This window comes from Pseudomonas sp. GW822-FHT02D10 (genome assembly GCF_058802345.1).
Genome location: NZ_JBXAOB010000009.1, coordinates 41,388 through 61,136, shown reverse-complemented (window position 1 = coordinate 61,136; position 19,749 = coordinate 41,388). Strand labels below are relative to the sequence as shown.

Below are 19,749 nucleotides of genomic sequence, written 5' to 3'. Positions count from 1 at the left end.
ATGCGCAAATGTTGCACGATCACTCACGGCATTGCCATTCATTACTGGCAAGTCCCCCCCCAAGCCTGGCTTCCAGGGCTCTGGAACAAGAGTAAACAGAGGGTTGAATGTGAAATCGGTGCGGGCGAATTGTCTTGGAGCGTTTGTGAAAATTTCGTACAACGCATATCTGGAAACACAAAAAAGGGCCTCGCGGCCCTTTTTAGTCAGTCCAGCTTAATCATTACTGGGCTTGTTCACCGCTTGCAGTACGTACTGCGGAAGAGCGAATGCGCCGATATGAATTTCCGGATTGTAGTAGCGCGTGATGATGCCGCTGCCGGCAAAACGCTGACTCAGGGTTTCGCGCGACAGTTTGCGGTAAGCCGTGTTGGTCGCGCCCCAGGCAAACGTCATGGCGCCGCCGATATAGGTCGGCACCGCGGCCTGATAGAAGTGCCAGTCCGGGAACAGGCTGCGCAGGCGCCCAGCGGTGGTTTTCACTTCTTCGATCTGCATGAACGGCGTGCCGTTCTGGGTCACCAGAATGCCGCCTTCGTTCAGGCAACGCCGGCAGGCCTGGTAAAAGTTCTCCGAGAACAGCACTTCACCCGGACCGATCGGGTCGGTGGAGTCGGAGATGATCACGTCGAATTTTTCCTGGGTGGTGGCGACGAAACGCATGCCGTCATCGATCACCAGGTTCAGGCGTGGATCATCGAACGCACCTTTGGAGTGGTTCGGCAGGAACTCCTTGCACATATCGACCACTGTGCCGTCGATTTCGACCATGGTGATGTGTTCGACACTGCGGTGCTTGGCCACTTCACGCAGCATGCCGCCGTCGCCACCGCCGATGATCAGCACGCGCTTGGCGCTGCCATGAGCCAGGATCGGCACGTGGGTGAGCATCTCGTGGTAAATGAACTCATCGGCTTCGGTGGTCTGGATCACACCGTCCAGCGCCATGACCCGGCCCATGCGCGGATTCTCGAAAATCACCAGGTGCTGGTGCTCGGTGCGCACTTCGTGCAGCAGCTTTTCCATGCGAAAACGCTGGCCGTAGCCTTCGTAGAGGGTTTCCAGGTACTCGCTGGTCTTGGTGGTGCTCATGGGAAGTCCCCCGGTGAAGGAAAGGCGCGCATTCTACGTCGCCGAACATGACAGGTCGAACCTTCGTCAAACCAAAGATCATTCAAGTACACAGTGAACCCTGTGGGAGCGAGCTTGCTCGCGATGACGGCGGCACATCCAACATCAATGTGGCAGACAGACCGCAATCGTCGGATCGCCGCCCGGAGCAAGCTCGCTCCCACAGGGTGATGCGTTGACATTGAGCGCGGTGTCAGAACCGCATGTTGCCTCGGGGACCTGCAATGGCCCAAATAACCAGCCCCAGCACCGGCAGCAGCAGGATCAGCAGCACCCAGATGATTTTCATCCCGATTTCTGCGCCGCTTTTAAGCACGTTGATGACCGCCCAGATATCCAGCGCGAAGATGATCAGGCCAACCAGGCCATTGAAGGTGGAACCCATGGTGTCGCTCCCGGAAGTAGATATGCCCACTCAGGATAGTCGGGCCTGACAAGGGCTCGGTTTTATTACGTTTGGCGCCGTAATGGCCTTAAACGTGGATTGCCACTTTCAACGCTTCCAGGGACGGCGCCGCGGCAATCCCGATTTGCGCACACAACTCCAGCACCCGCGGGACGTCGTTGCCATAGACCAGTACGGTCTGAAGCTCGTCATCGAGCAGTTGGCTGAAGTTCATCAGCGTGTAACCGCCGTTCTCCGGACTCATGCTGCCCATCTGGATCTGGATGCGGTTGAGTGCAGTCAACGCTTCGGTCTTGGCCAGCTGTTTGGGCTTGATGTTGAACGCCACGCCCGGGCCGAAAGACGCAACGATCTGCGCGAACAGGTCCATGTAGGTATCGGCCTGGAACAGCACGGTTTCCGGCAGGCTGCCGACCACCACCCACTCACCCAGCGGGATCGGGAAAGTGTTGTCGTAGTTGATGTCCGGGTTGGCCGCCAGAAATGCTTCAGGATCGGCGTAAGCCTGGGCCGCTTCGTCGGCGATCTGCTGGATTTGCGCCTCGCTCATGCAGCCAGAGCTGATTTTGCTGACGAGTTCGATGAGTGCGGCTTTCATGGGCGGATCCTGTAGCGAGGGTCATTTGAGGGCGCGAAGGATAGCTTAAAGGTTTGCTTCAAGGTATCGGCTGCGATCTTTTCCATGGATCAGCCGAGCAGCTTCTGCAACTGCGCCGTGGTGTCTGTCGCACCCATGGTTTTGGCCGCGTCCAGTGCGCTGATGCCGTTGGCGTCCTTGGCCTTGGGATCGGCACCTTTGCTGATCAGGTAGTCGACGATTGTGGTGCGATTGAACATCGCGGCCATCATCAATGCCGTGCGGCCGTCAAAGGACGAACCTTCAACTTCGGCGCCACCTTCGACCAAGGCGGTGACCACTGCCAGATCGCCTTTGAAGGCCGCGCCGGCAATCGGGCTTTGGCCGTTGTCGTTGCGGATCTCTGGGTCCGCCTTGTGCTCAAGCAGTACTTTCACTGCATCGACGTGGCCGTGATAGGCGGCCAGCATCAGCAAGGTGTCGCCCTTGTGATTGCGCAGGTTCGGCGGCAAGCCTTTGCTCAGCAGTGCGGCGAGCATCGCCGCGTCGCCATCGCGGGCCTTGTTGAACACCTGCTCGGCAAACTCCGCGGCTTCTTCCGGGGTCATCTGGCGGGATTTGTCTGACATTGGGGACTCCACATTCGGTCAATCGCAAAGCCGCTAGTGTCCTTAGCGCCCTTACCCCTGTCACCCCTTTTTTCTCTCGACCGGCCATAGCCAGAATCAATAACGGAACTTGCCACCCTGGATATCCGCCAGCACCTGTTCGGTGATCTGCACGTAAGTGTCCGAGCCCGGCAGCCAGGCATAGATCGGATCGTCGCCGGTTTTCCCCGGATCGAAGGCTTCATCCTTTAGGTGGGTCTTCTGATACTTGAAGGTCCCGGTGGTCTCCATTTTCACTTTCACCCGCAAAAACAGCGGCACCGCATAGGCCGGCATCTGCTGGCGAGCGAAGCTCAGCAGCTCACGGAAGTCCAGGGTGGCCAGGGATTCGGCCGGGGTAATCGCTGCCATGCCAGCGCGGCCATTGGTGTTGCTGATCTCCACGCCATAGGCCACTGCCTCGGCGATCAGCGGGTGCTGCATGAGGATGTTCTCGACCTCGGTGGTCGAAACGTTCTCGCCCTTCCAGCGGTACGTATCGCCGAGGCGGTCGACGAACTGCGCGTGACCGAAGCCGATGTTGCGTAGCAAGTCGCCGGTATTGAAGTAGCGATCGCCCTTCTCGAAGACATCGTGGAGCACGACTTTTTCGGTCTTCTGCGGATCGGTGTAACCATCCAGCGGCGCCTTGTCGTCGATCTTTGCCAGCAACAGGCCTTGCTGGCCTTTGCCGACTTTTTGCATGAAACCCTTGCTGTTGCGGACCGGCGCACAGCTGTCGTGGGCGTACTTGACCAACTCCCAGGACATCAGCGAAAAGCCGATGGTGTTGTCGAAGTTGAGAATGTTGGTGAAACCGATGTTGCCGTCGCTGGCGGCGTACAACTCACAGATGTGATTGACCCCGAAGCGCCGCTTGAACTCGCTCCAGACGCCGGGGCGCAAGCCGTTGCCGATCATCTTCACCACCGCGTGATGACGGTCGTCGGCGCTCGGCGGCTGGTCGATCAAGTAACGGCACAACTCGCCGACGTAGCCGATGGTGGTGGCCTGGTACTTGCGCGCGTCGCTCCAGAACTGGCTGGCGCTGAACTTGCGCCGAATGGCAAAGCCCGACGCCCCGCAAATCGCCGAGCCCCAGCACACACACAACCCCGTGGCGTGGTACAGCGGCAAGGTGCAATAGACGACATCGTCAGGGCGCATATCCAGAGCGACCAAGCCGAAAACCGTGGAGGTCTTCATCCAGCGACCCTGCTTGAACACCCCGGCCTTGGGTAACCCGGTCGTGCCAGAGGTGTAGATATAGAAACACGGGTCGTCGAGATACACCTGCTGACTGCTGGCCGGGTTGTCGCTCGGGCAATCGGCGCTGGCGCGCATCAGATTGATAAATCCGGCTGGAACTTCGCCAGCATCACGAAAGGTGTCCTGATCAGCCACACACCAGGTTCTTGCGGCATCGATTGCTACCTGCTCACGAATCGCCGTAAACGCCTCGACCAACTCCCCGCCCACCACAATTGCCGCGGGAGCGACCAGATTCACGCTGTGCACCAGCGCCTGCCGGGTTTGCGAGGTATTGAGCATCGCGCTGATCGCACCAACCTTGGCCACCGCCAGCACCGTGACCAGTAGTTCCGGGCGGTTTTCGATGAAGATCCCGACCACATCACCTTTGCCAATACCCTGGGCAATCAAATAGTGCGCGATGCGGTTGGCCCACTGATTGACCTGTGCATAACTGAGTTTGACTGCACCTTGCAGCAGCGCCGGACCATCGGGGTTGCGTTGCGTCGCCTGCTCGAAGCTCCAACCGAGGCCGCAGGGTTGATCCGGCTGTTTGACGTTGGCGACTTTGAGGCCCTTGACCACCCGAGGCAGGGCTTTGGCAATGGACGGTAACTTACGGAGCATCATGCCCCAGGTGATCATGTCGTTTGACGCACGGCTCATGGTTGCTCCCGTTCGGCCGATGATTTCAGGCCTGTTTTGTTATTGTCGGGCGAACATGTAATTGGGGGGCAGGCAACTTCATCCCTGTATAAAAGACGGCAGATAACCTCTCGTTAGAGATTCAATAAAAGAGCCGGAAGAGTTGGTGCCGGCCAAAAAGTACGCCCGCTCTTATGTCGCTGTACATGCGGTTTTTGAAATGTTTTGTATCCGGGTCGACGCTGCGGCGAACGCGCAAAATGCAGGATGCACGATGGCCACTCATGCAGAATGCACGATGCCGAAACAACGCATATCTCTTATGCTATTGATTTATAAGTATTTTTATAAATAGTCGTACTGGCACAATCAGTGCACCTATTACTCCATGCTTGCCATTCAAGCGCAAACGGAGCTGATCGACATGAGCCTGATCCAGGAAAAATTTTCGTCCCTGTTCTCCAACTTCGACGTCACCACGCAGGCACGCCCTGACGGCGGCATTCTGCTGACGCTGAGTAACAACGAGGGCCGCGTGTTCAAACGCTCGATTTCCTATGCTCAATTACATGCCGGCGATCAACTGTCCTGGGTGATCAGTGCCATTCGCCGTGACATGGCCGAACAGGCCAGCGAGCTGCCGCGGATTTCCATGCTGCAAAGCCAGCAGCGCTTCGCCCTGCCGACTTATCACTCGTAGCAAACACCCGGCGTTAAAACCTTTCAGGTCGTGCAAGCCTTGCGCTGCACGGCCTGAGTGCATTGTGAGTTCAGTTCAACAAGCCCCGCTTGACCGCCTCGCCGACCGCTTGGGCACGGTTGGAAACGTCGAGTTTGGAGTAGACATTGCCCAGGTGGTACTTCACCGTCGCCTCGGATATGCCTCGAATCACGCTGATTTCCCATACCGTTTTCCCGGCCTTGGCCCAGCGCAAAATCTCCAGTTCCTTTTCGCTCAGTGGTTTGCCCGTCGGATCCGGACGCTGTCGTTTAGGTATTTTCAACACGGGAGCGCCGGCCCGGTCTGGTTTTTTCATCCTTACCCCTCTCGCCAAGAGCCCGCTCCATTGCCAAGCGCACAAAGTGCCTGGATAAGCGAACAAACGTCAGGACCGAAGAGTTACACAGGGGCGAGATTAAACAAGTAAGGAAAACCACAAACAGGCATGGCCGACTGATCAACAGGCAACTTCCTACATGTCCTACAGACGTGCGTTGCCCCTGATGTTAGTCCCTGGCGGAAAGACGGCTGACCGCCTGTGTTGCGGTCAGCCGTTGCCACTCAGAAAGTGGCTGGATCGATCTGCGAGAAGCTGCCGACGCTCAGATGCCCGGCGAGCTCACCGCCTTCGCGTACCAGCCCGCAGGTAGCCATGCCGGCTTCACGGGCGGCATCCAGTTCCTGAACGATGTCGGACAGAAACAGGATCTGCGAAGACTCGCAGCCAATGGCCTGAGTAATGCGCTGATAGGACTGCGCCTCGCGCTTGGGTCCTGACGTGGTGTCGAAGTAACCGCTGAACAGTGGCGTCAGGTCACCGGCCTCGGAGCAACCGAAGATCAGCTTCTGGGCCTGGATCGAACCGGACGAGTAAACAAACAGCTGATAACCCGCCTGATGCCAGCCCTTCAGCGCGTCGACCGCGTCCGGGTAAACATGGCCCTTCAATTGCCCGGCCTGATAACCCTGCTCCCAGACCATCCCTTGCAAGGCCTTGAGCGGCGTGGCCTTGCGGTCTTCGGCAATCCAGCGCAGCAGAATTTCAATCACACGTTCAACATCTGCGCCAGGCTCGGCGCTGTCCTGGCGAACGGCGTCGATCTGCCGGGCTACGTCGGCCCGTTGCGCCTGCTGACGGACAAAGTCCGGCAAATGTTTCGCGGCGTAGGGGAACAGCACGTCGAACACAAAACTCACCGCGCTGGTGGTGCCTTCGATGTCGGTGAGAATGGCTTTGATGGTCATGCCCTCAGTCCTCCAGGCGCGGGAAGCGGCTGGCGATGTCTTCACCGGTGAAGTTGGCCACCCAGCCTTCGGGATTGTTGAACAGACGGATCGCCACGAAGTGTGGATGCTCACCCATGTCGAACCAGTGTGCCGTACCCGCCGGTACCGAAATCAGGTCGTTTTTCTCGCACAACACGGCATACACGTAGTCGTCGATGTGCAAGGTAAACAGGCCACGGCCAGCGACGAAAAATCGTACTTCGTCTTCAGCGTGACGGTGCTCATCGAGGAACTTGGCCCGCAATTCGGCTTTTTGCGGGTGATCGCTGTTGAGGCTGACCACATCGACGGTGATGTAACCGCGCTCGGTCATCAACTGGTCGATCTGCACCTGATAAGCGGCAATCACTTCTTCCTGACTGGCGCCAGGCTGAATCTTCGCCGCGGCTTGCCAACGGTCGAACCGCACACCTTTTTCGGCCAGGGTCGAGGCGATATCGTCGAAGTGAGTCAGGACCTTGTTCGGCAGATCCGGGCTTGAAACGTGGTAAACGGACAGGCTGCTCATGTTGGCAACTCCTCGTTGGCGGCGCTGCCGTCCGGCTTTTACAGACCGGTCAGGCAACGCCTTTCATCAGGCGGTTGGCGACTTCAGGTGAAGTCAGCCTTAACGGTTGGTCAATGCGCGCATTTTCAGCTCGCACTCGAACAAGAACTCAAACGCTTCGATCTGCCGCAGCGCATCGCTCATCTTCGGGCCCCAGGTGTAGAGGCCATGACCGCGAATCAGGTAACCGACACAGTCAGGATGGCTGTCGAGCCATGGCTGAACCTTGGACGCCAGACGCTCGATGTCCTGATCGTTGTCGAAGATCGGTACCCGCACCCTGGACTCATGGGTCGAGATCCCGCTGAAGGCTTTTTGCAGTTCGTAGTCTTCGAACGTGATGACCGGACTCTGCAGCAGCCGCGACAACACCGTGGCATTGACCGAATGGGTGTGCAACACCGCACCGATGTCGGCCCGCCAATTATATAACTGGGTGTGCAGCAGGGTTTCGGCAGACGGCTTCTTGCCAGGCTCCAGGCTATTGCCCGACATATCCGTGGCCAGCACGTCATCAATCCCCAACTGGCCTTTGTGTTTACCGGAAACGGTCAACAGGGCTTCGGTAGCCGACAGTCGCGTCGAATAGTTACTGCTGGTGGCCGGCGACCAGCCACGGCCATACAAAAAACGCCCGGCGTCGATGATTTGCTGGGCGAGCTGTTCACGGGTAAGGCTCATGGCCTGTCCTCTTGCATACGTGTGGCAATGATAACGGCTGCAGCGAAAGCTGCGAGGCTGGCAATACTAAAGGTCAATGTAGCGCCCAGGGCGTTCCAGCTGTAGCCGGAATACAACGCGCCCAACGCACCGCCGGTGCCGGCCAGTGCTGCGTACAACGCCTGGCCCTGCCCTTGCTGGCGTGCGCCGAAGCTACGTTGCACGAAATGGATGGCAGCGGCGTGAAAGCTGCCGAAGGTCGCCGCGTGCAGAATCTGCGCGAACAGCAGCACCCACAGGAATTCGGCGAACGAGCCGAGCAACAACCAGCGCAACGCTGCCAGCAGGAAACTCGCCATCAGTACCCGGCGCACCGAAAAACGCGCAAGGATCTTGCTCATGAGCAAAAACATCACCACTTCAGCCACCACGCCTAACGCCCAGAGCATGCCGATCACGCCGCGGCTATAACCCAGGCGCTCAAGGTGCAGGGTCAGGAAGGTGTAATACGGCCCATGGCTCATCTGCATCAGTGCCACGCAGGCGTAAAACGCCAATACCCCGGGACTGCGCAGTTGCTTGAGAAACCCCTCGCCCGTCAGCCGATTGCCTTGCGCCGGCTGGGCGTTCGGCACCCAGAGGCTGCTGATGACAATCCCACCCATGATGACCACCAGCGTCACCGGGTAGATGTCCAGGCTCAACCATTCGAACAGCCGCCCCAAGGCGACCACGGTGATGATGAAGCCGATCGATCCCCACAAGCGGATCTGGCTGTAGCGCGAAGTCTGGCCCTGCAAATGCGCGAGGGTGATGACCTCGAACTGCGGCAACACCGCGTGCCAGAAGAACGCATGCAGCGCCATGACCATTGCCAGCCAGGCGTAGCTTTTGCTGACGAAGATCAGCGAAAAGGTCAGCAGCGTACAGATCGCGCCAAAGCGCACGATGGCCAGACGTCGGCCGGTGTAGTCACCGAGCCAGCCCCAGATATTCGGTGCGACGCAACGCATCAGCATCGGGATCGCTACCAGTTCGCCAATGCGCGCGCTGGAAAAACCCAGGTGATCGAAATACAGCGCCAGGAATGGCGCGGTCGAACCGAGCAAGGCGAAATAGAACAGATAGAAGCTGGATAACCGCCAGTACGGAAGCGCCGCCACGGCCGTCAGACCGCGGCGACATCAGGGCATGGCTTCACAGCTGGCCCAGCACCGGGGTGCTGACACGCACGTCGGCGTTTTGCCCGCGATTGCGCAGCAGATGATCCATCAACACGATGGCCATCATCGCTTCAGCAATCGGCGTGGCACGGATGCCAACGCAAGGGTCATGACGGCCCTTGGTGATGACGTCCACCGGGTTGCCGTGGATATCGATCGAGCGACCCGGGGTGGTGATGCTCGACGTCGGCTTGAGTGCCAGGTGCGCGACAATCGGTTGACCCGAAGAGATGCCGCCCAGAATGCCGCCAGCGTTGTTGCTGAGGAAACCTTCGGGGGTCATCTCGTCACGGTGCTCGGTTCCGCGTTGGGCGACACTGGCGAAACCGGCGCCGATTTCCACGCCTTTGACCGCGTTGATGCTCATCAGCGCATGGGCCAGTTCGGCGTCGAGACGGTCGAAGATCGGCTCGCCGAGACCCGGCTTCACGCCTTCGGCGACCACGGTGATCTTCGCGCCGACCGAATCCTGGTCACGGCGCAGTTGATCCATGTAGGCCTCAAGCTCTGGCACTTTGTCCGGGTCTGGGCTGAAGAAGGCGTTTTGTTCTACCGAATCCCAGGTCTTGAACGGGATTTCGATAGGGCCGAGCTGGCTCATGTAACCGCGAATGACGATGCCCTGAGTGGCCAGGTACTTTTTCGCAATCGCCCCGGCCGCCACACGCATGGCGGTTTCCCGCGCCGAGCTGCGACCGCCGCCACGGTAATCACGCTCACCGTATTTGTGGTGATAGGTGTAGTCGGCGTGGGCCGGTCGGAACAGGTCCTTGATCGCCGAGTAGTCCTTGGACTTCTGGTCGGTATTGCGGATCAACAGACCGATAGGGCAACCGGTGGTGCGGCCTTCGAACACGCCGGACAGGATTTCGACTTCGTCGGCTTCCTGGCGCTGGGTGGTGTGGCGGCTGGTGCCGGGCTTGCGACGGTCCAGATCACGCTGCAAGTCTTCCAGAGACAGCTCGAGGCCCGGCGGGCAGCCGTCGACAATGGCGACCAACGCCGGACCATGACTTTCGCCCGCGGTGGTGACAGTGAACAGCTTGCCGTAGGTATTGCCGGACATGCGGTGCGCTCCGTGAAATCGCTGAGTGACTCAATCTGAATTCGTAATGCGCGCCAGTATACGCAGGCTCCCCAACTAGTTCATCCTCGAACCTTATCGGTGCCTGCAAGTCCAACCGACACCTTCTGAATGATGGCGTGATAATGCTGCGAGTTATTGCCTTGAGCCTTACCCTGTTTACCGGCCTGCTTTCCAATGCGGTCCAGGCCTCTGTTCTGCAACGTCCTGTCAGTCTGGATACTGGCAGCGGCGAACTTTTCGGCTCGATGTTGCTGCCAAAGTCCGACAGCCCGGTGCCGGTTGTGCTGATCATTTCTGGCTCGGGCCCTACGGATCGCAACGGCAATAACCCGGACGGTGGCAACAACGACAGCCTCAAGCGCCTGGCCTGGGTACTGGCCAAACACAACATCGCCAGCGTGCGTTACGACAAACGCGGCGTGGCGGCCAGCCTCGCGGCGACCCCGGATGAACGCAATCTGACCCTTGAGGCCTACGTTGCCGACGCGGTGGCCTGGGGGCAAAAGCTCAAGTCCGACTCGCGCCTGGGGCCGTTGATTCTGCTCGGGCACAGTGAAGGTGCACTGGTGGCCACACTCGCTGCCCCGCAAGTCGATGCCGCCGCAGTGATTTCTCTGTCTGGCAGTGCCCGCCCGGTGGATCAGGTCTTGCGCCAGCAGTTGAGCTATCGCTTGCCGCCCCCGCTGATGCTGCGCAGCAATGAGATTCTGGACAGTCTCAAGGCCGGGCATGTCGATGAAAACGTCCCGCCAGCGTTGCAGGTGATCTTCCGTCCCAGCGTGCAGCCGTACCTGATTACCCTGTTTCGCCAGGACCCGGCGGCGGCTTTCGCCAAGCTGAAAATGCCGGCGCTGATCATCCAGGGCAGCAACGACATCCAGGTCGGCGTCGGGGATGCGCAGATGCTCAAAGCCGCGAAACCGGATGCCCAGTTGGCGCTGATCGAAGGCATGAACCACGTGATGCGCATCGTGCCCAACGACGTCAAGCGTCAACTGGCCTCCTACAGAGACCCGCAACTGCCCCTCGCCGCAGAACTCGGGACACGGATCTTGAGTTTTATTGACGGACTTCGCGCCAGTTAAGCCGGCTTTACCCTCCAGTCCTGGAAAAAACGGCCGATAAGCCTGTGTCGGCAGCCCATTGGCTGCCGCCAAGCAGGGCTTGGACAGGATCTCGCCGTTATGACTGATACCCAGAATTCACCCGACACCGCGCCAGAAACCACCGCCACTGAAGTGGTCGATCTGCCATGGTCGGACGTCACTGCCGAGCACCACAAGATGCTTCGCCTGGCGCCGCTGAAAACCGATCGAGCGACCGGTGGGCGGCCATTGCGCTTTGTTGAATTCGGCTATGCCGAGCGCAACGACAAAGAACGCAGCCTGCTGCGCATGAGCATTTCGCTACCCGGCCAACGGGTACGCAAAGAACAGAACCATCTTGATGTCTGGGTCGATCATCAGACCCGTCGCGTGCATTTCGGGCCCGACAGCGGCCTGCAGATTGAACCGATGAACCGTGGTATTGGCCGTTTTCTGGCCGCTCAAGGCGTCACGTGGGCGAAGAAAAAGTGGTCGAGCTACACCGTCGACGGTGCGGACCTGAACAACAAGGACGCCCTCAACGAAGACACCCGACTGCGCCGCGACCACTTCCTGCGGGCGCACGGTTTTGACGTGGTCTACGCCGACGCCCAACATTTGAAGGGCAGCGTCAAAGAGGTAAAGGTCGGCGATTTGCTGGGGGACTGGAACGCCGAAAAGCTGCAGTTCGTGGAAATCCTCGAAGCCGCGCAGATGCTGCAGCAAGCCGAGCAAAATCTGGCAGAGCAGGAAGTCAAACTGCAAAAGCAGGAAGAGAAAGTCAGCAAATACAAACGTGAGGACACCGGACTACGCTTCACCATCAGCTGCCTGGTGGCGTTTGCCGTGTTCCAGGCGGGGCTGCTGATCTGGATCGCTACGCACCGCTGAACAAAAAGATCGCAGCCTGCGGGATTGGGTATTCCGTGGAGCTGCCGCAGGCTGCGATCTTTTGCATTGAATCAGACGCGTGAAGCAAACAACGCCTGATGCTGGCGGCATTGCTCGGCGCTGAGCATGAACACGCCGTGACCGCCGCGCTCGAACGCCAGCCAGGCGAAATCGACTTCCGGGTACAACGCCTCGACGTGCACCTGGCTGTTGCCGACTTCAACGATCAGCAAGCCCTTCTCGGTCAGGTGATCCGCCGCTTGCGCGAGCATGCGCCGCACCAGGTTCAAACCATCGTCACCACAGGCCAGACCCAGCTCCGGTTCGTGTTGGTATTCGTCCGGCATGTCGGCAAAATCTTCGGCATCCACGTAAGGCGGGTTCGACACGATCAAGTCGAAACGCTGCCCCGGCAAACCGTCGAAACCATCACCCTGAACGGTGAACACCCGCTCATCGACGCCATGGCGCTCGATGTTCTGATTGGCCACTTCCAGCGCTTCGAAGGACAGGTCCGCCAACACCACCTCAGCGTTCTGGAACTCGTAGGCGCAGGCAATACCGATGCAACCGGAACCGGTGCACAGGTCAAGAATCCGCGCAGGCTCGGTGCCCAGCCACGGTTCGAAGCGTTTTTCGATCAGTTCGCCAATCGGCGAACGCGGGATCAAGACACGCTCGTCAACGATGAACGACAGGCCACAGAACCAGGCTTCGCCCAACAGGTAAGCCGTCGGGATGCGCTCCTCGATACGGCGCTTGAGCAAGCGCTGCAGGTTCACCAATTCGTCGTCTTCAAGACGGCAGTCCAGGTAACTGTCGGCGATTTCCCACGGCAGGTGCAACGCGCCCAATACCAGTTGACGGGCTTCGTCCCAGGCATTGTCGGTCCCATGGCCGAAAAATAGATCCTCCCCATGAAAACGGCTGACAGCCCAACGAATGTGGTCGCGCAAGGTGCGCAGGCGGGAAGTGATCACGGGGCAAACTCCTGAAAAAACGACTGGCGATTCTAACAGCCTAAACCCGTCCCCGACGACGCAAGAAAAATCACCGGACGAACGTAGGAATCATCCTGATTTTCAGCTTTTGATTGAACATCTGCTCAGCTCTTGACAGGCTGCAGGCCAGCAACGACGGTGCCTGCGATGGTAGCGATTCACAGAAGCGCTCAGCCAGAGGACAATGTCGCAAAAGCCCCACTCGAAGGAGCCCCAGAATGTCCGTTCCAAAAACGATGTTTCAACTCAGCGGTCGTGGTTACGCGCCGGCCAATCTGGCCCACGCGACGCTGGTGATCATCGATGCCCAGAAAGAGTACCTCAGCGGCCCGTTGGCCCTTTCCGGCATGGACGCCGCCGTTGACAACATCAAGCAATTGCTCGCGGCAGCCCGCAAGGCCGGCCGGCCGATCGTCCATGTACGCCACCTCGGCACCGTCGGTGGCCTGTTCGACCCACAAGGCGAACGCGGTGAGTTCATCCCGGGCCTTGAGCCACAGGCTGACGAAACCATCATTGGCAAATTGCTGCCCAGCGCTTTCCACGGCACCTCGTTGGAAAAACGCCTGCAAGACCTCGGCTCGCTGGACCTGATCGTCTGCGGTTTCATGAGCCACTCCAGCGTCAGCACCACCGTACGCGCCGCCAAGAACCTGGGCTTTCGTTGCACCCTGGTCGAAGACGCCTGTGCCACGCGCGACCTGCCATTCAAAGGCGGAGTGCTGAGTGCCGAACATGTCCAGCAGACTGAAATGGCGATCATGGCCGACAACTTCGCGACCCTCGCTCAGACCCAGGACTTGATCTGATCGAGCGTTTGATGGGCGGCCAGCGCAGCCGCTCATCCGCAAAAACCGCTCATTCCCTGCAATTGACTTAGCCTCAGGAACCACCCTGCCATCTCCCGGTCGAAGGGCCGATACCCATTGAGGAAGGTCGGAATGAAGATATCCGATGGTTTTGACGCTCGCCGCTTGCGGCCCAAAGGCCCACGCAACTGGCGTTATCGCTTTGGCGCGGCATTTTCCGCGCTGCTGGCGACCTTGGGCGTGTTACTGGCGATGGCCGGTGCCGCCAGTCTGTTGGGCCACCCGCCGGCCCTGGGCGAACTGAATACCAGCCGAGCAGGCGCGGCGGTCGTTCTGGCGATTGGCCTGGTGCTGCTGTATGTCGGTGTTGCGTTCTGGCGTCGCTGCCGCCGCCGGATGCGTCAACCCCGCGAGCTGAACATGGCTCCGCATTTGATGAAAAAACATGACTGAGTGGTGCGCGTTGCGTTTTGACGCGCCCGATTCACCTCGACTTGGGTAAACTGGCCACCCTTCGCGGAGGCTGACATGCAAGACGACGATTTTTCCCTGTTCAAAAGCGCGATCCAAGGCGTCAAGCCGATCAAGCACGATCGCGCTGAAACCGGCAAACCCAAAGCTGACCGCGCGCACATCGCCAAGCTGCGTCAGGCCGCCACCGTGCGCACCGATGCCACCACCGTTGATGGTCTGTCCGATCAGTTCGTGATCGATGTCGGTCCGGAAGACGAGTTGATGTGGGCGCGTGACGGCGTGCAGGAAAGCCAGATGCGCAAGCTGAAGATCGGGCAGATCCCGTTCGAAGGCAGCCTCGACCTGCACGGCATGAATGTCGAAAAAGCCCGCGAGACGCTGTGGGCTTTTCTGGCCGAAGCGACAAAGTTCGAAATCCGCTGCGTGCGCGTGACCCACGGCAAAGCTGTACGCCTGGATGGCAAGCGGCCGATGATCAAAAGTCACGTCAACACGTGGCTGCGTCAGCATCCACAGGTGCTCGGCTTCACCTCGTGCCAGCCAAAACATGGCGGCGCCGGAGCGGTTTACGTGATGCTCAAACGCACCATGATGGAAGGTCGCGACGAGTAAAGCTGATGCGCTACGCTTGCAGCGCCGTGTCCGCCACCGTACCCTTGTCCTTTGCGTAAAATCCCACAGGTAGTTTCATGTCCCTGGAACAGAATTACACGGCGATCCTCGGCCAGCTTGGCGAAGACGCCACCCGCGAAGGTCTGCTCGACACGCCGAAGCGTGCCGCCAAAGCCATGCAGTACCTTTGCCGCGGTTATGAACAGACGCTCGAAGAAGTCACCAACGGTGCCTTGTTCAGCTCCGACAACAGCGAAATGGTGCTGGTCAAGAACATCGAGCTCTACTCGTTGTGCGAACACCACTTGCTGCCATTCATCGGCAAGGCCCACGTTGCCTATATCCCGAGTGGCAAGGTGCTGGGCCTGTCGAAAGTCGCGCGGATCGTCGATATGTACGCCCGCCGCCTGCAGATCCAGGAAAACCTCAGCCGGCAGATCGCCGAGGCGGTCCAGCAAGTGACTGGCGCCCTGGGCGTAGCCGTGGTGATCGAAGCCCAGCACATGTGCATGATGATGCGCGGTGTAGAGAAACAGAACTCGTCGATGATCACCTCGGTGATGCTCGGTGAGTTCCGCGAAAACGCGGCGACCCGCAGCGAGTTTCTCAGCCTGATCAAGTAATCCGCAGCACGAAGAAAACCGGCATTCATCGCCGGTTTTTTTTCGTCTGTGAAAAATCAGGTAAGCTGCGCGCCTTTCTTCTTCGCCCCGTGAGGCTATCGTGTCCGTCAAAGCACAACTTATCAAAGGGCTACGTGTCGGCCTTGGCCAGTTGATCATCTTCATCGACTTCCTCACCCGCCCGAGCAAAAAGAAGCGCCCCGCCGCCGCTCAGGCCCAGATCGAACAAGCCGCAAAAGACCTGACGCTGTATCAGTTCCACGCCTGCCCGTTTTGTGTGAAGACCCGCCGCACACTGCGCCGCCTGAACGTGCCGGTTGCCCTGCGTGACGCGAAAAACAGCGAACAGGATCGCCAGACCCTGTTGGAGCAAGGTGGCAAGATCAAAGTGCCGTGCCTGCGTATCGAAGAGAATGGCCAGACCACCTGGATGTATGAATCCAAGGTGATCATCGATTATCTGGACAAGCGGTTTGCGGCGGCCTGATGGTTTTGTGATGGCCTGACTGACGCCATCGCGAGCAGGCTCGCTCCCACAGGGGTTTTGTGTTCACCAGCAACCCAGTGTGGGAGCGAGCTTGCTCGCGATGAGGCCCGCACAGCCGCCACAAATCCCGGACAAAAATAAACCGGCGCATTCGCCGGTTTATTTTTTTTTACCCGTCCCTCACGCTGCGTCCGCAGCCTGTGCCTGACGCACCACCCCAGCCAATCGTTTAAGCCCTTCGTCCAGCCGCGCCGGATCGATGTGGCTGAAGTTCAGCCGCAGATGCCCCGGATTGTTGTCCGGCGCAGAGAAGAACGGCTCCCCCGGCATGAACGCCACGTCCTGCGCCAATGCCTCATTCAGCAAAGTCCGGGTGTCCAATGGCTGCTTCAGGGTCAACCAGAAAAACAGCCCGCCCTGCGGCACATTCCACTCGGCCAGATCGGAAAAATGGGTCTCCAGCGCCAACTGGAAAGCGTCACGACGAACCCGGTAGAAGTCCCGCAGTTCACTCAGGTGATCGCGAAACTTTTCGGTGCCGATCCATTGCAACGCCTGCCATTGGCCGACACGGTTAGTGTGCAGGTCAGCCGACTGCTTGAGCCGCAGCAGGTGCGGAAACAGGTCCGGGCTGGCGATCAGATAGCCAACGCGCAACCCTGGCAGCAAGGTCTTGGACACGGTGCCGGTGTAGATCCAGCTGGCCTTCTTCAAGCGACTGACGATCGGCGTGGCGCTGCCGCCATCAAAGGTCAGCTCACGGTAGGGTTCGTCCTCAATCAAGGTCACGCCAAACTCATCGAGCAACACCGCCACCGCATCACGCTTGGCTTCGCTGTAGCGCACTGCCGAAGGGTTCTGGAACGTCGGGATCAGGTAGATGAACGCCGGGTGATGTTTTTCCAGGCGCGCACGCAGCTCATACAGGTTCGGGCCGTCGGCCTCAAGCGGCACGGTCAGGCAGTCAGCGCCGAACAACTGGAAGATTTGCAGCGCGGCCAGATAGGTCGGCGCTTCGAGCATGATCTCGGTGCCTTTGTCGATGTACAGCTTGGCCGCCAGATCGAGGGTTTGCTGGGAGCCGCTGACCACCAACACCTGACTCGCCTCGCACGGCACGCCCAAGGCTCGGGCCTCAGCGGCCAAGGCTTCGCGTAATGCCGGTTCGCCTTCGCTCATGCCGTATTGACCCATGGACAGGGGCATCTCGGCCCACTCGACCTTCGGCAGCATGGCTTCGGCGGGCAGGCCGCCGGCGAACGACATTACTTCCGGGCGCTGAGCCGCGGCAAGGATTTCACGGATCAAAGAACTTTTAAGGCGCGAGACACGTTCGGAAAAAGCCATGAGGGTCACCGGTAGCGAAGGCCAAAGGAGTTAAGTCAAACTACTTGACCGAAATTACGACAGCGCGAGCAGATACGTCAATATGCTTGACCTTAAAAATCAAACCACCCAGCAAGCCGCCATGGAAGCGTTCTTCTTCGGCTATCAGGCCTTCACCGCCAAAGCCGACGAAATGCTTGAGCGCCGAGGCTTGAGTCGGGTGCATCAACGCATCGTGTTTTTCATCGCCCGCTACCCCACGCTGAATGTCACAGAACTGCTGGCGCTGCTGGGGGTCAGCAAACAGGCGCTGAACATTCCGCTGCGCCAGTTGCTGGAAATGAAGCTGGTGGACAGCGTGACGTCAGAAACCGATAAACGTAAACGCCTGCTGGAACTGACCGTCGACGGTGCGCGGTTCGAGGAGTCGTTGCGGCGTGAGCAGGTGAAATTGCTTGAGCGAGTGTTTGCCGAGGCTGGCGAAGCGGCAGTGGATGGCTGGTTGGCAGTGAATAAGGCGCTGGGGCAATCCCAGGTGAACGCTGACTAAGCGATCCGTCTGCTGGATTTTTATGAGCCGATCTGACGCTTTCGCGAGCAAGCTCGCTCCCACAGGGGAATGCGCTCAACTGTGGGAGCGAGCTTGCTCGCGATGGCGTCCTTCCTGGCGATATATCCCTATTGCCAATCCTTTCGTCTACAAAATCAAAAACATTATTTGCTTTATTTGTATACAAAAGCATAATTCGCTTCGTGCGAGTTCCTGACCATCAGGTCAACAAATTTGCAAGTACCTCAAAGAGCCGCTGCCCACCTCATGTGTCCGGCTCTGGAAATAACAATAAAACTCTTGAGGAGTACTCTCTGTGGAAAGCCGCAAATCCGAAGCCTCGACGCTGGAACTCTCGCCGCCATTACGCAATGGCTGGCTGGAGCGCATCTTTAAACTCAGCTTGCATGGCACCACGGTGAGGACCGAGCTGATCGCAGGTATTACAACCTTCATCACCATGGCCTACATCATCTTCGTCAACCCCAACATCATGGCGGACGCCGGGATCGACCACGGTGCAGCCTTTGTCGCGACCTGTATCGCCGCCGCACTCGGTTGCCTGTTGATGGGGCTGTATGCCAACTGGCCGGTTGGTCTCGCGCCAGGCATGGGCTTGAACGCCTTCTTTACCTACACCGTGGTCGGCACCATGGGCTACCACTGGGAAGCTGCCCTGGGTGCAGTGTTCATTTCCGGTGTGTTGTTTATGTTCCTGACGCTGTCACGCGTTCGGGAATGGCTGCTCAACAGCATTCCAGTGAGTTTGCGCTTCGCCATGGGCGCAGGCGTTGGTTTGTTCCTGGGGATCATCGGCCTGAAAACCGCCGGCATCATCGTCGCCAGCCCGGCCACGCTGATCAAACTGGGTAACCTGCGTGACCCTGGTCCGCTGTTGGCCGCCGTCTGCTTCCTGATGATTGCGGTACTCAGTTACCACCGCGTGTTCGGTGCGATCCTGATCAGTATCATCACCGTGACCCTCGCCGGTTGGGGTCTGGGCCTGGTGCACTACAGTGGCATCATGTCGACGCCGCCGAGCCTGGCACCGACCTGGATGGCCATGGATATCGCCGGCGTGTTTAACGTCAGCATGATCAGCGTGGTGCTGGCGTTCCTCTTCGTGCACATGTTCGACACCGCCGGGACCCTGATGGGCGTGGCGCAACGGGCAGGCCTGGTCGGCGAAGACGGGAAGATCGAAAACCTCTCCCGCGCGCTGAAAGCTGACAGCGCGTCGAGCGTGTTCGGTGCGATGGTCGGTGTACCGCCAGTCACCAGCTACGTGGAAAGTGCTGCCGGTGTAGCCGCCGGTGGTCGTACCGGTCTTACCGCAGTGACCGTGGGTGTGCTATTTATTGCCGCGATGTTCTTCGCGCCGCTGGCTGGCATGATCCCCGCTTACGCCACCGCCGGTGCGCTGATTTATGTGGCCATGCTGATGATGAGCGGCCTGGAGCACATCAAGTGGAGTGAAGCCACTGACAGCATTCCGGCGATCGTCACGGCCATCATGATGCCGTTGACCTTCTCGGTTGCCGACGGCATCGCGCTGGGCTTTATCACCTACGTGGTGCTCAAGGCCGGTACGGGCAAACACAAGGAAATTTCCATCAGTCTATGGGTGCTGTGCGCGATCTTTATCGCCAAGTTCATTTTCTTGTAAGCGATACAAGCGTCACCCAGCCTCACCCCGTCGGGTGGGGCTT

General features: G+C 59.0%; 23 protein-coding genes. 10 read left to right on the top strand and 13 right to left on the bottom strand.

The features are described 5' to 3' along the window. Positions 1 to 216: 216 nt before the first annotated feature. From speE to AC1RPZ_RS16200, 5 genes are all read right to left on the bottom strand, one after another. Entirely contained in the window at positions 217 to 1,092 is an 876-nt protein-coding gene (gene speE, locus AC1RPZ_RS16220; RefSeq protein WP_123580367.1) for a polyamine aminopropyltransferase, read from the bottom strand. A 232-nt stretch (positions 1,093 to 1,324) separates the two neighbouring features. After that, positions 1,325 to 1,516: a PLDc N-terminal domain-containing protein gene (locus AC1RPZ_RS16215; protein WP_493138007.1), complete on the bottom strand. Its 192-nt coding sequence runs from the start codon at positions 1,514 to 1,516 to the stop codon at positions 1,325 to 1,327. Positions 1,517 to 1,604: 88 nt separating this feature from the next. Continuing rightward, complete coding sequence (locus AC1RPZ_RS16210) at positions 1,605 to 2,135, bottom strand: hypothetical protein (protein WP_493138006.1); 531 nt, start codon at positions 2,133 to 2,135, stop codon at positions 1,605 to 1,607. An 89-nt stretch (positions 2,136 to 2,224) separates the two neighbouring features. After that, a complete protein-coding gene (locus AC1RPZ_RS16205; protein WP_493138005.1) occupies positions 2,225 to 2,743 on the bottom strand; it encodes an ankyrin repeat domain-containing protein in 519 nt (172 codons plus the stop codon). Positions 2,744 to 2,839: 96 nt separating this feature from the next. After that, complete coding sequence (locus AC1RPZ_RS16200; protein WP_493138004.1) at positions 2,840 to 4,678, bottom strand: long-chain-acyl-CoA synthetase; 1,839 nt, start codon at positions 4,676 to 4,678, stop codon at positions 2,840 to 2,842. A 403-nt stretch (positions 4,679 to 5,081) separates the two neighbouring features. Between AC1RPZ_RS16200 and AC1RPZ_RS16195 the strand changes: the two genes are divergently transcribed. Next, complete coding sequence (locus tag AC1RPZ_RS16195) at positions 5,082 to 5,357, top strand: DUF3509 domain-containing protein (protein ID WP_493138003.1); 276 nt, start codon at positions 5,082 to 5,084, stop codon at positions 5,355 to 5,357. A gap of 70 nt (positions 5,358 to 5,427) precedes the next feature. Here the strand turns inward: AC1RPZ_RS16195 and AC1RPZ_RS16190 are convergent, their stop codons facing one another. The 6 genes from AC1RPZ_RS16190 to aroC form a co-directional block, all read right to left on the bottom strand. Next, positions 5,428 to 5,694: a helix-turn-helix domain-containing protein gene (locus AC1RPZ_RS16190; protein ID WP_493138002.1), complete on the bottom strand. Its 267-nt coding sequence runs from the start codon at positions 5,692 to 5,694 to the stop codon at positions 5,428 to 5,430. A gap of 245 nt (positions 5,695 to 5,939) precedes the next feature. Further along, positions 5,940 to 6,623: an acireductone synthase gene (gene mtnC / locus AC1RPZ_RS16185; protein WP_493138001.1), complete on the bottom strand. Its 684-nt coding sequence runs from the start codon at positions 6,621 to 6,623 to the stop codon at positions 5,940 to 5,942. Between the two features lie 4 nt (positions 6,624 to 6,627). After that, positions 6,628 to 7,173, bottom strand: coding sequence for a 1,2-dihydroxy-3-keto-5-methylthiopentene dioxygenase (locus tag AC1RPZ_RS16180; RefSeq protein ID WP_493138000.1), 546 nt, complete (start codon positions 7,171 to 7,173; stop codon positions 6,628 to 6,630). 99 nt (positions 7,174 to 7,272) lie between these two features. After that, entirely contained in the window at positions 7,273 to 7,893 is a 621-nt protein-coding gene (locus AC1RPZ_RS16175; RefSeq protein WP_493137998.1) for a methylthioribulose 1-phosphate dehydratase, read from the bottom strand. Further along, positions 7,890 to 9,035 (bottom strand): MFS transporter, encoded by a 1,146-nt coding sequence (locus AC1RPZ_RS16170; protein WP_493137996.1) that lies wholly within the window; start codon positions 9,033 to 9,035, stop codon positions 7,890 to 7,892. The genes AC1RPZ_RS16175 and AC1RPZ_RS16170 overlap by 4 nt, the downstream gene beginning before the upstream one ends. A 34-nt stretch (positions 9,036 to 9,069) precedes the next feature. Next, positions 9,070 to 10,161, bottom strand: a complete 1,092-nt coding sequence (aroC, locus tag AC1RPZ_RS16165) for a chorismate synthase (RefSeq protein ID WP_493137994.1) — start codon at positions 10,159 to 10,161, stop codon at positions 9,070 to 9,072. Between the two features lie 95 nt (positions 10,162 to 10,256). Between aroC and AC1RPZ_RS16160 the strand changes: the two genes are divergently transcribed. After that, positions 10,257 to 11,267 carry an alpha/beta hydrolase gene (locus tag AC1RPZ_RS16160; RefSeq protein WP_493138134.1) on the top strand — a complete coding sequence of 337 codons (1,011 nt, stop codon included), beginning with the start codon at positions 10,257 to 10,259 and terminating at the stop codon, positions 11,265 to 11,267. Between the two features lie 99 nt (positions 11,268 to 11,366). Beyond that, the gene (locus AC1RPZ_RS16155) at positions 11,367 to 12,158 is read left to right on the top strand and encodes a hypothetical protein (protein WP_493137993.1); all 792 of its coding nucleotides are present in this window, start codon (positions 11,367 to 11,369) and stop codon (positions 12,156 to 12,158) included. A gap of 71 nt (positions 12,159 to 12,229) precedes the next feature. Here AC1RPZ_RS16155 and prmB read toward each other — a convergent pair whose 3' ends face one another. Next, entirely contained in the window at positions 12,230 to 13,138 is a 909-nt protein-coding gene (prmB, locus tag AC1RPZ_RS16150) for a 50S ribosomal protein L3 N(5)-glutamine methyltransferase (protein WP_493137992.1), read from the bottom strand. A gap of 239 nt (positions 13,139 to 13,377) precedes the next feature. Between prmB and AC1RPZ_RS16145 the strand changes: the two genes are divergently transcribed. From AC1RPZ_RS16145 to AC1RPZ_RS16125, 5 genes are all read left to right on the top strand, one after another. After that, a complete protein-coding gene (locus AC1RPZ_RS16145; RefSeq protein ID WP_493137991.1) occupies positions 13,378 to 13,968 on the top strand; it encodes a cysteine hydrolase family protein in 591 nt (196 codons plus the stop codon). A gap of 132 nt (positions 13,969 to 14,100) precedes the next feature. Then, complete coding sequence (locus tag AC1RPZ_RS16140; protein WP_493137990.1) at positions 14,101 to 14,421, top strand: hypothetical protein; 321 nt, start codon at positions 14,101 to 14,103, stop codon at positions 14,419 to 14,421. Positions 14,422 to 14,496: 75 nt separating this feature from the next. Then, positions 14,497 to 15,054 (top strand): Smr/MutS family protein, encoded by a 558-nt coding sequence (locus AC1RPZ_RS16135; protein WP_123426912.1) that lies wholly within the window; start codon positions 14,497 to 14,499, stop codon positions 15,052 to 15,054. Positions 15,055 to 15,131: 77 nt separating this feature from the next. Then, positions 15,132 to 15,677 (top strand): GTP cyclohydrolase I FolE, encoded by a 546-nt coding sequence (gene folE, locus AC1RPZ_RS16130; RefSeq protein ID WP_019693029.1) that lies wholly within the window; start codon positions 15,132 to 15,134, stop codon positions 15,675 to 15,677. 100 nt (positions 15,678 to 15,777) lie between these two features. Next, positions 15,778 to 16,164 carry a glutathione S-transferase N-terminal domain-containing protein gene (locus tag AC1RPZ_RS16125; protein ID WP_493137989.1) on the top strand — a complete coding sequence of 129 codons (387 nt, stop codon included), beginning with the start codon at positions 15,778 to 15,780 and terminating at the stop codon, positions 16,162 to 16,164. Between the two features lie 180 nt (positions 16,165 to 16,344). Here the strand turns inward: AC1RPZ_RS16125 and AC1RPZ_RS16120 are convergent, their stop codons facing one another. Then, a complete protein-coding gene (locus tag AC1RPZ_RS16120) occupies positions 16,345 to 17,511 on the bottom strand; it encodes an aminotransferase-like domain-containing protein (protein ID WP_493137988.1) in 1,167 nt (388 codons plus the stop codon). A gap of 82 nt (positions 17,512 to 17,593) precedes the next feature. Between AC1RPZ_RS16120 and AC1RPZ_RS16115 the strand changes: the two genes are divergently transcribed. Next, positions 17,594 to 18,040, top strand: coding sequence for a MarR family winged helix-turn-helix transcriptional regulator (locus AC1RPZ_RS16115; protein ID WP_493137986.1), 447 nt, complete (start codon positions 17,594 to 17,596; stop codon positions 18,038 to 18,040). Between the two features lie 316 nt (positions 18,041 to 18,356). Further along, complete coding sequence (locus AC1RPZ_RS16110; protein WP_493137985.1) at positions 18,357 to 19,706, top strand: NCS2 family permease; 1,350 nt, start codon at positions 18,357 to 18,359, stop codon at positions 19,704 to 19,706. Positions 19,707 to 19,749 lie beyond the last annotated feature (43 nt).